Raw genomic sequence first — 13,909 nt, forward strand, 5'->3', positions numbered from 1 at the left:
CACCTGCCTTGCATGTCAGTAATGTAGGTGCGCGGGCGCAACACGCAAACAGGAATACTGTAGCTCAAGCTTATGTGACTTGATCGTGACGTGACCCCAAGGAACCGGGACGCTCAAAAGCCCTGCAATATCCACAGCATGGCAACCCCGGCTGCGATTGCAGACACACCAATTAATCTTCTAAGATCAAGCGGCATTGCGCGCATGGCCTCGAGCATGCGTTCGATAAGCGAAGGGGCCAGCGCATAGGCCAGCCCCTCGATAATCAGAACCATTGCAATCCCCGTGAGGATTGTCTGGGTCAATTTCCGGCTCCTGTGCCGGTGTCCGCAGCAGGAGCCTCTGGCACAGCGATGCGCGCAGCGTCAGTGGCGGAGATTCCGCCGCCCGAACCCTCGGCGGACTTCAGGTAATTGAAGAACTCGCTATCCGGCGCCATCACAAAGGTAGAATTCTCGCCCTGCAAAGCCCGCTGGTACGCGGTCAAAGAGCGGTAGAATTCAAAGAACTCTGCATCTTGGCTAAAGGCAGTAGCAAAGATGTTGTTCCGGCGGGCGTCAGCTTCACCTCGGATAATCTCGGCCTGACGGTTCGCATCCGAGACAAGCTCAACCACGGTACGGTCAGCTTGCGCACGAATACGCTGGGCTGCTTCGTTACCACGTGCACGTTCATCCGTTGCTTCGCGTTCACGTTCCGCACGCATCCTGCCAAAGGTCGCATCAAGGTTTTCCGCCGGAAGGTCGGTCCGCTTGAGACGTACGTCGACAATTTCGAGGCCAAGCGCCTCGGCTTGTTCGATGGCACCATTTCGAATGCGCAGCATCAGCGCGGCACGGTCAACGCTGAGGATATCGTTGGACGACACCGAACCCAGGATTTCCCGTGTTTCGGAGCGCAGGATCGAATCCAAGCGGCTTTCTGCGGCAGGGATACCACCCACACCAACGGCTTGTCGGAACTGGTTTACATCAACGATCCGGTAACGCGCGAACGCATCGACAACCAGACGACGGTCATCAAGCGGTGTGATTTCTAGTGGATCAATGTCGCGGCTCAGGATGCGGTCATCATAGCGGACCACTTCTTGGATAAGCGGGATCTTAAACGCTAGACCAGGCTCTTCCTGAACAGACACGACACGACCGAACTGAAGCACCAGCGCGTTTTCGCGTTCATCCACGATAAACACCGATGACAGCAGACCAGCCACAGCCAGAACCAAGACTGGCAGAAGGTACGTTGTTTTACGCATTAGTTTGACCCTCCGCTTGTCGTGTTGCGACGCAGCTCATTGAGCGGCAGGTAGGGCACAACGCCGTTACTTCCGCCGCCTTGGCCGTTTTCGTCAAGAATGATCTTGTCCACGCGGCCAAGTACCTCTTCCATGGTTTCAAGATATAGACGCTTGCGCGTCACTTCGGGTGCAAGCTCGTATTCGCCAAGAACGGCGAGGAAACGGCTTGCTTCACCTTCAGCTTCGTTCACGACGCGCGCGCGATACCCTTCGGCCTCTTCAAGCACCTGAGCGGATTCACCACGGGCTTCAGCCAGCACACGGTTGGCATAGGCGTCAGCCACGTTGCGCAGACGGTCACGTTCCTGTTCCGCAGCCTGAACGTCGCGGAACGCCGCGATCACCGGCTCGGGAGGGTCGGCCTTGTCAAAGTTCACACGGATGATCGTTACACCGGAATCGTAGCTGTCGAGTGTCGACTGGATCAGGTCCTGCAGACGCGTCGCAATCGCCCCCCGGTCCCGGTTGAGGATCGGGGCGAGGTCGGATTGTGCGATAATCTCGCGCATCGCGGATTCGCTGACCGCACGGATCGTCGGGCGCGGGTCGCGCAGGTTAAAGAGATATTTTGCCGGGTCATTGATGTTCCAGACAACCTGGAAATCGATATCGACGATGTTTTCGTCCCCGGTCAGCATCAGGCCTGCATCAGAGCCACGCGCACCCACACCGATATCTTCGGTTTGTTCGCGGGTCACTGGCAGGATTTCTGCCGTGACAACAGGCCAAGGCGCAAAGTTCAGGCCCGGATTACCGGTGGCATAGTATTCGCCAAGGAACAATTCCACAGACTGTTCTTCCGGCTGCACCCGGTAAAAGCTTGAAAACGCCCAAAGCGCCGCCACTGCAAGAATACCAAGGCCAACGGTGCCACGGGTAAATTTGAAACCGTCGCCGCCATCGCCGCCGCCGGATCCGTTCATTCCGCCGCCGCCGCGACCGCCCATGAGAACGCGCAGACGTTCCTGCCCTTTCTTCATCAGCTCGTCGATTTCGGGTATCTGCGGTTGGTTGTCGTCACCTGGGCGACGTCCGCCACCATTGTTGCCGCCGCGCGGGCGATCATCGCCACGGTCTCCACCGTTGTTACCGCCGCCGCCCCATGGGCCGCCACTGTTACCTGCCATCTGGTCTTTTCCCCTCTCGGAACATTCCGTCTTTCATCTCATCATACCTGTGGGCAAAGCTTGAAAATTCAAGCCGTGCGCATTGGTTTGCGCATTGTCACAATTTCTTCCGACATGGTGGGGTGAACCGCAACCGTTCGGTCGAAATCTTCTTTTGTAGCACCCATTTTGATCGCAATGCCTGCAAGCTGGATCATTTCGCCCGCGCCGGGCGCGACGATGTGACAGCCCAGAACCTTGCGGCTTTCCTGACTGACGATCAGTTTCATGAGCACACAGCCAGGTTTGTCGGCAAACGCGGACTGCATCGGGCGGAACGAGGCGCAGTAAACCTCGATCGGCTCTTGATCGCGTGCCTGTTCTTCGGTCAGGCCCACAGTGCCAAGCTCTGGCTGGGTGAAAACTGCTGACGGGATCAGGTCGTGATCAACAGGGGTCGGGTTGCCGTTGAAAACGGTTTCGACAAACGCCATGCCTTCGCGGATCGCGACGGGCGTCAGGTTCACTCGGTCCGTCACATCCCCAATGGCATACACCGATGGCACTTTGGTCTGGCTGTATTCATCCACTTCAACTGCGCCACTACGGCCCAGCGTGACGCCTGCATCTTCAAGACCCATGTCATCGCTATTGGGGCGACGCCCAGTGGCGAACAGCACCTGATCGAAAACTTTGACATGTCCATTGGTGGATTTCACCTTGAGCGGGCCCTCTTGGGGCGCGTCCTTGGCGGGCATCGCGTATTGCGTTGCCTCGACCGGCGCATTGAGGCCGTCATCATCTTGTTCGCCGCGGTAGCAATCCATTTCGACGATATTGGTGCCTGTGTGCAGATCAACGCCGATTTCACGCATGGATTCTGCAATGAGGCCTCGCGCCTCTTCATCAAAGCCGCGCAAAATCTGTGCGCCGCGATAGTATTGCGTGACCTCGACACCCAGCCCGGCCAGAATGCACGCGAATTCACACGCAATGTAGCCGCCACCAATGATGAGAATGGATTTGGGGAGGGTTTCCAAATGGAAAATGTCGTCCGACACGATCCCCAGATGCGCATTTGGCAAATCGGGACGCACCGGGCGCCCGCCTGTTGCGACCAAAATATGCTTGGCTGTGAACGTCTCACCTGTGGACAGTTCGACCGTGTGAGGGTCTTTAAGCCGCGCGCGGGCGTCGAATGTCGTGACACCTGATCCAGCTAAAAGTTTGCGATAAACCCCTTCCAGCCGGTCCAATTCGTTGTTCAGATGACCGGAGAATGTGTTCCAGTCAAACCCATTGTTCTTCATGTCCCAGCCGTAATGCGTGGCCTCTTCGACCATACCGCCATAACCACTTGCGAAGACCATAAGCTTTTTGGGCACACATCCACGGATCACGCAGGTGCCGCCATACCTGTCTTCTTCGGCCAGTGCGACCTTGGCGCCGGCTTCGCCAGCGGCCACACGTGCTGCGCGGACGCCGCCAGAACCACCGCCAATCACAAAGAGATCGTAGTCGAATGCGCTCATGGTCGGCTCCTGTTGTTTGCGCGCGAATGTATTTCATATGGTGACAGGGAAGGCCAGAGAGGCCGTATCGCGATTGATCAGTGACGTTGTTAGACATGCCTTTTTTGCCTAGGATTTTTTGCGAACGAGGCGATTGCGATGAAACGTGACAGTTCCAACACCCCGATAATGCTGCGCCCCGCAAAGACTGACGATGTGCCGGGCATCAAATCCTGCGCGCAAGCGGCCTATTCGGTGTATGTCCCAATGATCGGGCGTGAACCTGCACCGATGGCGGCCGATTTCGCATCACAGATCGCCCAGAACTGGGTTTGGGTCGCGGCCTGCGGGACGGATGTTGCAGGGTACATTGTTTGTTACCCCCGCGACGCAGATATGTTTTTAGAAAACGTTGCCGTTCATCCCGGCTTTCATGGCCAAGGGATCGGGCGCCGATTGATAGGATTTTGCGAGGACCGAGCGCGGGATTTGGGCTTTGGCACTGTTCGGCTGTATACAAACGCTAAGATGGAAGCGAACCTGACGCTTTACCCGTGCCTGGGATATGTGCAGACCGACCGCCGGATCGAAGACGGTTTTGATCGCGTATATTTCGAAAAGGCGCTGTGACGCGCCGCGTCAGATGTCAGAAAACAAGTTATCGGACTCGACCATGTTGATGTGATCTTGGCTGACCGTGCCTTCGTTGATGTCGCGGGTTTCTACGCGGCCATCGCTGTAGCCGATGATCACCTTGTCGCACAGATCGACGAAAAGCCCGTTTTCGACCACACCCGGCATTTGGTTCAGCGCCATCGCAAGCTGGCGCGCATTGCCGATCCGACTGAGGTGCAGGTCAAGAATATGGTTGCCCTCATCCGTGATGAAGGGCTTTCCATTGTTCATACGCAGAGTGATCCGACGGCCCATGACGTCAGCAGAGACCAGCAGTTCTTCGACCAGCATCTGCGTCGTGGTCCAGCCAAAACGGATCACTTCGATTGGCAAAGGAAACGCGCCCAGTGTTCCGACCTCTTTCGCGGCGTCGGCGATCACAACAACTTCTTCACTCGCGGCTGCGACAATCTTTTCCTGCAACAGTGCGCCACCGCCACCCTTGATGAGGTTCAGTTCGCCATCAAATTCGTCAGCCCCGTCGATTGTGATGTTAAGCGTTCCGGCCTCATCAAGAGAGATCACCTCAATCCCTACATCGCGGGCAAGTTGCGCTGTGCGGGACGATGTCGGTACACCTTTGATGCGCAAGCCTTCGTCGCGGACCCGGTCCCCAAGATGGCGCACCAGCCATGCAGCGGTCGACCCTGTCCCCAGGCCAACGCGCATGCCATCTTCGACCATGTCGGCCGCGTGTTTCGCGGCAACAAACTTAGCCTTGTCGATGGGCGACAATTCTCCGGTCATGGGGTAGCTCCTTGGGCAGACATGCCCCGTCTTATAGGACGTCACGCCTAAAGGAGCGAGACCGAATTCGCGTCACGCAATGACGAAAAATGGCTTGATCAGTGTGCGCATCGTCAGGCAATGATCTTTGCTTAACGCTCAACCTCAGCCGGGTTGGTCAGAGGCGTTGGCGGCAGTGGCAAGGTTTCCACTACCGGAATCGGTGGAAACTGCACCGGATAGGCCATCGCCATGCGTGGCACAAACGCCCATGCGAGAATCGTCAGCGCAGCGCCAAACCACGCAAGTTTGTTGATATTCGTGGTCATAGTCATCCTTTCACGGTTGGGTCACCGACATCTTGCATGTGACGTGCCAACACCCTGCCCCTTGGTGGGTAAAGACGCGGTTAAGCGCATCGTTTTTTCACTGTCACGCGCCGCTTTCGCGACGTTTAAGTCTTGTGGGCCACTGTAGAGGTGACGGTATGAGCATTGTTCTGCATTACGCACCTGACAACGCGTCATTGGTCGTTCGACTGGTGCTCGAAGAACTGCGCGTCCCTTACACTACTGCGCTCGTGGATCGCAGCGCGACTGCGCAGCATAGTACCGCCTACAAGCGCCTAAACCCGGTCGGGCGCATTCCTGCACTGGACACGCCCCACGGCTCGATATTTGAAACCGCCGCGATCTGCCTTTGGCTTGCTGATCAGCATCGGGACGCGGTTGTCTTGTCACCTTCGTTGATCGACCCCGCCCGAGAACGGTTTCTAAGCTGGCTGTTTTATCTGTCCAATACTGTGCATGCAGAAATGCGCACGCTGTTCTATCCAGCCAATGCTGTGGGCGCAGACCCGACTGCGCAAGAGGCGTTGGCCACACACACCAAGGCCAGCCTTACTGCGCATTTCGACATGCTGAACACGCAATATGCGAGGCCTTTAGAGACACCAACGGTATGTGACATCTATCTGATAGTGCTGTTGCGTTGGCCTGCGCTTTATCCGATCAGAGCCGACCGCTCGTGGTTCAACCTTCTCCGCTGGCCAGCATTACACGCTCTTGCCCAACAGATAGAGGCGCGCGACAGTGTTGTGACCGCCGCATTGGCAGAGGGTCTTGGCCCAACGCCATTTTCCGATCCTCATCCGGCCACGCCACCTGAAGGGAGCGCGCTTTAGCTATGTTTTTGTCTGTCTTCGACATGTTCAAGGTCGGCATCGGTCCGTCCTCTAGTCACACGATGGGTCCGATGGTTGCGGCGGCGCGGTTTCTGGACCGCCTCCGTGCCGCACCGTTCAAAACGGCGGGTGTCAAAGCCTCGTTGCACGGCTCGCTTGCCTTTACAGGGGTCGGCCACGCCACTGATCGCGCGACCATTCTTGGCCTCGACGGGTTTGTGCCGGAAACCTATGATCGCGACAAAGCGGATGCTGCCATGACCCGCATCGCGACCACCAAAACCGTGACGCCCCACGGCCTTCCCGTTCTCCGCTTTGATCCGCAAGCCGACCTGACATTCGATTTCGGCCCAAACCTGCCGGGCCACGCCAATGGAATGATCCTGAGCGCGACTGACGCTCAAGGCGACGTGATCTTGCAAGAGACCTATTATTCGATAGGTGGCGGCTTTGTGATGACACAGACCGAACTGGACGCAGGCAAAGATACTGATGATGGCATCCCTGTCCCGCATCCGTTCAAATCGGCGGCCGAAATGCTTGAGATGGCAAACGCCTCGGGTTTGAGCATTGCCGACATGAAGCGCGCCAATGAACTGTCGCGCAGGTCAGTCAGCGATCTGGACACCGGGATCCGCAGGTTGTGGCAGGTGATGAACGATTGCATCGACCGAGGGTTAGAGAATGATGGAATTTTGCCCGGCGGACTGAACGTCAAACGGCGCGCGAGAGGGATTCACGAGAAACTGCTGGCCGAACGGGGAATGAACCTGACGCCACCGCACACTATCAATGATTGGATGAGCGTCTACGCGATGGCGGTTAACGAGGAAAACGCCGCCGGTGGTCAGGTTGTCACAGCACCCACAAACGGGGCCGCCGGGGTAGTGCCCGCGACAATCCGCTATTGGCTGGATCATGTTCCCGGTGCGACCCAATCCCGGGTGCCTGAATTCCTGCTGACCGCCGCCGCGATCGGCGGGCTGGTCAAATTCAATGCATCCATCAGCGGGGCTGAGGCCGGATGTCAGGCCGAGGTCGGCAGCGCCAGCGCGATGGCCTCCGCCGGACTGTGCGCCGTGCTAGGCGGCACAGCGGAACAGATTGAAAATGCCGCTGAAATCGCGCTTGAGCATCATCTTGGGATGACCTGCGATCCGGTCAAAGGCTTGGTCCAAGTACCCTGTATAGAACGCAACGGCCTTGGCGCGATCAAAGCAGTCAGCGCGGCAAGCCTCGCCCTGCGCGGCGACGGCACGCATTTTGTCCCACTTGATTCGGCGATTGAGACCATGCGCCAGACCGGAGTGGACATGCACGAGAAGTACAAGGAGACCTCTCTCGGGGGCTTGGCCGTAAACATTCCAAACTGTTAAGACCAATACAACATTCAACTTTTCGGCCCGGTTAAGCAGACGTTAGTCAAGGCAAAAGGAGAGCGTTGACAGGAAAACTCAACCAAGAGTAGCGTTGCGCATGACTGGAGACCGCCCCACCCTTGGTATAGCGCTCATGCTAGGCTTTTGCCTCGTGGCTCCTATGGGGGATGCAGTTGCGAAACTCTTGTCGGGCAAGGTCGCACTTGGACAGCTTGTGTTCGTTCGCTTCGCGGTTCAAGTGGTTCTCCTGATCCCGATCATCGCGATGACAGGGCGGCTTTGGCGGATGAACGGCCGCGTCTTCGGCCTGGCCTTGCTACGAACGGTTATGCACATCTTGGGCATCGGGATGATGGTGTCGGCGCTCAATTACTTGCCCTTGGCAGATGCGATTGCGATTGCTTTCGTAATGCCATTTATCATGCTTTTGCTCGGCCATTACGTTCTTGGCGAAGAGGTTGGCATTCGCCGGATGGTCGCTTGTGCCATCGGCTTTTTCGGCACGCTTCTTGTGATTCAGCCGTCCTTTCAGGAAGTCGGTTGGCCTGCCCTTCTGCCACTGGGCGTAGCGTTGAACTTCGCCCTGTTCATGTTGGTGACCCGCAAGATCGCCAAAGAAACCGATCCCATCGGCCTACAAGCGGTGTCGGGCGTGATGGCCATCGTCATAATGTTCCCAGTCATCTTCTTGGTGCCGGAACAAGCAGCACCCGTTCTTGCATGGGACACTGCGCTGCCGACAAGCACGTGGATGCTGCTTTTATCCATCGGTCTGCTGGGAACGCTGGCGCATCTGCTGATGACGTGGTCGCTGCGCTATGCCCCTTCGGCGACAGTTGCGCCGATGCAGTATCTTGAAATCCCGATTGCAACGATCATCGGTTTTGCTGTGTTCGGCGATCTGCCGAATACAATGGCCTCGATCGGCATCGCCATTGTCGTCGCGTCCGGGCTTTACATCGTATTTAGAGAGCAGGCCACAAGCCGTCGGCCTGCGCCAGCGCCTGTTCAAGAGCGGTCCTTTCAGACAGCGGCAGAATGATCAACAATCCTGGCCCATCGACCGTCAGCGACACTTTCCCATTGGCCCGGTTTGACGTGCCAACGCGCTCTGCAGGAGACAATTCCAGCCCGTCAATCGGCCAATGCAGGCCGATGGACGTCCCGGAAACCTGGCGCAGCGGATAGAGCGAAACGCGTGTTCCTGCGACAACGTCCAGTGCGATCTGCGGTGGCAAATGCGCCACCACATCATTTTCCCCAACCAGTACGATGGCCCGATCCGGATAGCGCGTCAGCACCGTCATCGCCGCCATTAAGTGGTCAACTTGCCCGCCCAGAAAACCGATCCCGATGATCAGCGGCGCAGAGATCGACCGTACAGCCTTGTCAAAATCAGTGCTGTTCTGCTCTTCGATCCGGTGCACTGCAGCGTCTGGCATGGCAGCCAATGTGGCATCAGACACCGAATCAAGATCTCCGATCACCGCGTCCGGCAACCGCCCCACGGCCCGCACCCAATCGGCACCGCTGTCAGCGGCGACCACGATCTGAGCTTCATCCAATAGCTGCCGAAGCTGCTTATTGTCGCCATGGGCGCCACCAACCAACAAAACTGGTTCTTGCGAGAAAACAATTGCGCGATTCATGCGAGATTAATGACGAAAGGCGAAACAGATCACAATCAGGTCATGAAATGATACCGTGAGGGGCACAGATTCGATGCGCTTTGGTCTTGGTAAACATGCTAGCAAAACCAACGCAGAATTTTGGAAAGCGGGTGATAGTATGGTGAGTTCAAACAAGATACTCACGGTATCCTACGGTACCTTCTCATGTACGCTCGAAGGGTTCGACAATTCCTTCGACACCATGAAAGCGATTGCGGAGTATTTCCGTGATCTCGCTCAGGATGACAGATACTTTGGGGCCGAACCACCCACCCCGGACGCAGAAATGTTGGCACGGATCGCTGAACGCGAGATCGAACGCCGCGTCGAAGCGCGCTTTGAAAAAGGCAATTTGGTTCTGCGTCCAACCGATGATGCCGAGACGCCGCATGGGGATGTCGCGCCGAAATCGTCGATGGATGCAGCCCTGATGGGCGCGACAGCTGGAGCGGCTGCCACCGCACTGGCTGTCGCGGACCCACAGGATACAGGTCTCGATCTGACCCTTGATCAGTCTGAAGACAGTTCCGCCGCACTGGATGACATGACTGTCGACGAACAGGCACACGAGGCTGAGGACGTCGATCTGGATTTGGACGATTCGTCTGTCGACCTGTCCAACGTTGATCTGTCACTGGCGGATGCAGACGATATCACCGTCAGCGCCGATGACGTGCTGGATTACGAAGACGACGCACCGGCGGATTCCAGCATCGACGACCTGATCGCGGAACAAGGTGTGAAAGCCAACCTCCAAGCCGAAGCCGATATACAGGAGGCGCGCGACGCAGCCGAACAAGCTGAGGCCGAAATCGTGGCGGAAGGCGCCCCCGCTGCATCTGATAGCGTTGCCGACAAACTTCAGCGCATCCGCGCCGTGGTCGCTGCAAAATCGCAAGCCGTTCCTGAATACATAGAAGACGAACACGCCATGTCCGGCCCGGACGGCGACGGTATTGACGAAAACGATGCCATCGATGCTGACGAGGGTGCCAGCCTGGAAGACAATCTTTTTGCCGACACTATCGCGGCTGTGGTTGCGGATCAGGTCGATGCGGAAGATGACGCAGACGAATTCTTCCTTTCCGACGTGTCTGACGACGAAGAACAATTTGAAATTCCGACTGCTCCTGAAGCAGATGCCAGTGACGACACGCAAAGTGAACTCGAAGCCCTCCGCGCCAAAGTCGCAGAGCTTGAGGCGCTGAGCGCAGCAAACCAAGCGGCTGATATTTCTGACGTGAAAGCCACAGAAGACGACATTGAAGACGACGAAGATGATTTGGATTTCCTTGGTCAGGATGAGGAAGACGAGGATGATCTCGAACTCTTTGCCGAAGACGACGGGGAAGAAGACGACGTCGCTGCGGAAACTGCCGATGCTCCGCTGATGCTTAGCGAAGAGCTTGCCGTTGATGAGGAAGACGCGCCGGAACCAATCGTCGCCCGCGTCGGCAAAGCAAAACGCGCAGACGTTGACGCCGCGCTCGCCTCAGGCGATATCGAAGAATACGACGATGAGGACGAAGACGACGCAACCTTCGTCGCCGCAAGCCCGGTTCCCGGCCTCGAAGACAGTTCGCTCACCCCCGAGCAAGAAGCAGAACTGGCCCGTGAACTGGCCGATTTGCATGCCGAGATCGAGCGGGATTCCGACTGGAACTTCGAAGACGAGGATGACGATGACCTTGACGCATTCGAGGACACGCCCGTCCTATCCGAAGCAGATGAGCTCGCAGCGAACGCCAGTATCCGAAAAGCGGTAAAACTGACCAGCCCGGCTCGCGCCATGCTGACCGACACGTCTATCGAAGAAGACGACGACTCTGTTGGCCGGCTGGCCGACAAAACCGAAACCGAAATGGACGAACCCGAAGGCAACCGCCGCCGCAGCGCCATCGCGCACCTGCGTGCCGCCGTTGCAGCGACCAAAGCAGACCGCATCCTTGGTCTTGGCAAAAAGGCCGTGGACGAAGAAGTGCCTTATCGCGAAGATCTTGCCGATGCCGTGCGCCCGCGCCGTCCCAAGATCACCGAAGCCCGGTCTGAGCGCCCAGCTCCGGTGCGCTCGGCACCTTTGAAACTCGTTGCAGAACAGCGGATTGATGTCGACGCAGACAATGGCACTTCACCGGTTCGCCCGCGCCGTGTTGTGCGTAGCGCCGAGGCTGTTGATACCGCCGACACGATGACAGGCAACGACACCGGATTTGCCGAATTCGCCGAAAACCAAGGCGCCCATACATTGCCAGAGCTACTTGAAGCAGCGGCATCGTATATGTCTTTTGTCGAAGGTCGCGATCAGTTCTCGCGCCCACAATTGATGACCAAACTGCATCAGGCCGAAGGTGAGGCAAGCTCGCGCGAAGAACGTTTGCGCAGCTTTGGTCAGCTTCTGCGCGAAGGCAAGATTGAGAAGAAAGGCGGCGGACGTTTTGCTGCGTCAGAAAGCATTGGGTTCAAACCCGATGAACGCGCAGCAGGCTAAAACCTGCCAGTCGGAAAACAAAAAAGGTCGGACCCAGCGGTCCGACCTTTTTCGTTGTCTCATCAACATGGAATTGCGAAACGGTCAATCAACGCCCAAGGGTCAATCTTCAGCATCAGGATCAGGTTGCCCAATGCCTTTGAAGACAAACTTAAACGGAAACGCCCACAATATTCCCAACAGCACATAGACCAACAGCTCGACCGCGAAGGACGGTCGATCCAACAAATTGATCACGGTCACACAGGCGACAACATACGCGGGTAACCCCACCAGCAAGATCACCAATGACCATCGTTTGCGTGCCTTATAGCTCAGCGCCATCCGCGCCCCCTTTTGCTTAGTCCGCGAATGGATCGGTCACGAGGATCGTGTCCTCCCGTTCGGGTGAGGTGGAAAGTAGGGCAACAGGGCACTCGATCAATTCCTCGATCCGGCGGACATACTTGATGGCCTCGCCGGGCAGATCAACCCAGGATCTTGCACCTTCGGTCGATTCCGACCAGCCGGGCATCTCTTCATAGATCGGCGTACAACGCGCCTGTTCTTCAGCCGCCGTTGGCAGATAGTCATAACGCTTGCCATCAAGGTCGTAGCCGACACAAATCTTCAGCGTCTCGAACCCATCGAGCACATCCAATTTGGTCAGGGAAATCCCGTTCACACCGCTGGTTGCACAGGTCTGGCGCACAAGGCACGCATCGAACCACCCGCAGCGTCGCTTGCGGCCTGTGGTGGTGCCGAACTCGTGACCGCGCTCGCCCAAGCGCTGACCGTCATCGTCGTCCAATTCGGTTGGGAACGGGCCTTCACCGACGCGGGTCGTGTAGGCTTTGACGATTCCCAACACGTAATCAATCGCGCCCGGTCCAAGGCCCACCCCCGTGGCCGCCTGCCCCGCGATCACGTTGGACGAGGTCACAAAAGGATAAGTCCCAAAATCGATATCTAGGAGCGCGCCTTGCGCCCCTTCGAACAAGATACGCTTGCCGGCTTTGCGCTTTTCATTAAGCACCTTCCAGACAGGAGCGGCAAAGGGCAGGATCTCGTCCGCAATCTCGCTCAGTTGTGCCAGCAGCGCGTCCCGGTCCACCGGTTCAAAACCCAAACCTTTGCGCAGAGGATCGTGATGCTGCAACGCGCGGTCCACACGCGCCTCTAGCGTCGCTGGATCAGCCAAATCAGCAACGCGCACAGATCGGCGGCCCACTTTGTCTTCATAGGCGGGGCCGATGCCACGCCCGGTGGTGCCGATCTTGGTGCCTTTGCTCGCAGCCTCTTCACGTGCGCGGTCAAGTTCCCCGTGGATCGGTAGGATCAGCGGCGTATTTTCAGCAATCATCAGGGTATCGGGTGTGATTTCAACGCCCTGACCCCGGATCGTCGCGATCTCTTTCATCAGATGCCACGGGTCAAGCACGACACCATTGCCGATCACAGAAAGCTTGCCACCGCGCACAACGCCAGACGGCAGCGCGTGCAGCTTATAGACCTTGCCGTCGATGACGAGCGTGTGACCGGCATTATGCCCCCCTTGGAAGCGGCAGATCACATCCGCGCGCTCCGAGAGCCAATCCACGATCTTGCCCTTGCCCTCGTCGCCCCACTGGGCACCCACGACCACCACATTCGCCATGTCTTTAGACCTTTGCTGGAGTTCCATCCGTCAAACCGGCGCCCGTATAGAGTGCAATCCGAACCGTGGGAACCGGTTTTCCAACCAAATTGCGCCAACGGCCAAAAAAAGCACCTTGCACAGCCAGACGTCGGCCTTGGCCTGCTTGTTTGCCACAGCCAACACCTGATCCGACCTGCACCCTCTGGACAGTTCTGCCCGCCTAAGGCCAACTGCCCTAAACAACACAAATGAAAGG

14 protein-coding genes are annotated in these 13,909 nt (G+C 57.4%); 5 read left to right on the forward strand and 9 right to left on the reverse strand.

The window, feature by feature from the left end:
- Positions 1-113: 113 nt before the first annotated feature.
- The 4 genes from ACTG4M_RS05110 to gorA all read right to left on the reverse strand — a co-directional run bounded on the left by ACTG4M_RS05110 (position 114) and on the right by gorA (position 3,935).
- On the reverse strand, positions 114-305 hold the full coding sequence (locus ACTG4M_RS05110) for a DUF2065 domain-containing protein (RefSeq protein ID WP_439122561.1): 192 nt from the start codon (positions 303-305) through the stop codon (positions 114-116).
- Positions 302-1,255 carry a protease modulator HflC gene (gene hflC, locus ACTG4M_RS05115; protein ID WP_439122562.1) on the reverse strand — a complete coding sequence of 318 codons (954 nt, stop codon included), beginning with the start codon at positions 1,253-1,255 and terminating at the stop codon, positions 302-304. The genes ACTG4M_RS05110 and hflC overlap by 4 nt, the downstream gene beginning before the upstream one ends.
- Positions 1,255-2,424, reverse strand: coding sequence for an FtsH protease activity modulator HflK (gene hflK / locus ACTG4M_RS05120; protein ID WP_439122563.1), 1,170 nt, complete (start codon positions 2,422-2,424; stop codon positions 1,255-1,257). Before hflK ends, hflC begins: the two co-directional genes overlap by 1 nt.
- A gap of 68 nt (positions 2,425-2,492) precedes the next feature.
- On the reverse strand, positions 2,493-3,935 hold the full coding sequence (gorA, locus tag ACTG4M_RS05125; protein ID WP_439122564.1) for a glutathione-disulfide reductase: 1,443 nt from the start codon (positions 3,933-3,935) through the stop codon (positions 2,493-2,495).
- Positions 3,936-4,073: 138 nt separating this feature from the next.
- Here gorA and ACTG4M_RS05130 point away from each other — a divergent pair, with 138 nt between their 5' ends.
- The gene (locus ACTG4M_RS05130; protein WP_439122565.1) at positions 4,074-4,544 is read left to right on the forward strand and encodes a GNAT family N-acetyltransferase; all 471 of its coding nucleotides are present in this window, start codon (positions 4,074-4,076) and stop codon (positions 4,542-4,544) included.
- Positions 4,545-4,553: 9 nt separating this feature from the next.
- Here the strand turns inward: ACTG4M_RS05130 and rpiA are convergent, their stop codons facing one another.
- Together rpiA and ACTG4M_RS05140 are read right to left on the reverse strand one after the other, a co-directional pair.
- Entirely contained in the window at positions 4,554-5,336 is a 783-nt protein-coding gene (gene rpiA, locus ACTG4M_RS05135; protein WP_439122566.1) for a ribose-5-phosphate isomerase RpiA, read from the reverse strand.
- Between the two features lie 131 nt (positions 5,337-5,467).
- Positions 5,468-5,644 (reverse strand): hypothetical protein, encoded by a 177-nt coding sequence (locus ACTG4M_RS05140; RefSeq protein ID WP_439122567.1) that lies wholly within the window; start codon positions 5,642-5,644, stop codon positions 5,468-5,470.
- A 158-nt stretch (positions 5,645-5,802) separates the two neighbouring features.
- Here ACTG4M_RS05140 and ACTG4M_RS05145 point away from each other — a divergent pair, with 158 nt between their 5' ends.
- The 3 genes from ACTG4M_RS05145 to ACTG4M_RS05155 all read left to right on the forward strand — a co-directional run bounded on the left by ACTG4M_RS05145 (position 5,803) and on the right by ACTG4M_RS05155 (position 8,919).
- Positions 5,803-6,498 carry a glutathione S-transferase family protein gene (locus ACTG4M_RS05145; protein ID WP_439122568.1) on the forward strand — a complete coding sequence of 232 codons (696 nt, stop codon included), beginning with the start codon at positions 5,803-5,805 and terminating at the stop codon, positions 6,496-6,498.
- Between the two features lie 2 nt (positions 6,499-6,500).
- Positions 6,501-7,874: an L-serine ammonia-lyase gene (locus ACTG4M_RS05150; protein WP_439122569.1), complete on the forward strand. Its 1,374-nt coding sequence runs from the start codon at positions 6,501-6,503 to the stop codon at positions 7,872-7,874.
- 100 nt (positions 7,875-7,974) lie between these two features.
- Entirely contained in the window at positions 7,975-8,919 is a 945-nt protein-coding gene (locus ACTG4M_RS05155) for a DMT family transporter (protein WP_439122570.1), read from the forward strand.
- Here the strand turns inward: ACTG4M_RS05155 and ACTG4M_RS05160 are convergent.
- Positions 8,843-9,526, reverse strand: a complete 684-nt coding sequence (locus tag ACTG4M_RS05160; protein ID WP_439122571.1) for a thiamine diphosphokinase — start codon at positions 9,524-9,526, stop codon at positions 8,843-8,845. The two genes, ACTG4M_RS05155 and ACTG4M_RS05160, sit on opposite strands and share 77 nt — an antisense overlap.
- A gap of 139 nt (positions 9,527-9,665) precedes the next feature.
- Here ACTG4M_RS05160 and ACTG4M_RS05165 point away from each other — a divergent pair, with 139 nt between their 5' ends.
- Positions 9,666-12,035, forward strand: coding sequence for a hypothetical protein (locus tag ACTG4M_RS05165; RefSeq protein ID WP_439122572.1), 2,370 nt, complete (start codon positions 9,666-9,668; stop codon positions 12,033-12,035).
- Between the two features lie 102 nt (positions 12,036-12,137).
- On the opposite strand, the gene ACTG4M_RS05170 is transcribed toward ACTG4M_RS05165, so the two are convergent.
- Both ACTG4M_RS05170 and ACTG4M_RS05175 read right to left on the reverse strand, forming a co-directional pair.
- Complete coding sequence (locus ACTG4M_RS05170; protein ID WP_439122573.1) at positions 12,138-12,359, reverse strand: DUF2842 domain-containing protein; 222 nt, start codon at positions 12,357-12,359, stop codon at positions 12,138-12,140.
- Positions 12,360-12,375: 16 nt separating this feature from the next.
- Positions 12,376-13,671 carry an adenylosuccinate synthase gene (locus ACTG4M_RS05175; RefSeq protein WP_439122574.1) on the reverse strand — a complete coding sequence of 432 codons (1,296 nt, stop codon included), beginning with the start codon at positions 13,669-13,671 and terminating at the stop codon, positions 12,376-12,378.
- Positions 13,672-13,909: the final 238 nt, after the last annotated feature.

The sequence above is a fragment of the Marivita sp. genome (assembly GCF_965656765.1).
Taxonomy (GTDB): Bacteria; Pseudomonadota; Alphaproteobacteria; order Rhodobacterales; family Rhodobacteraceae; genus Marivita.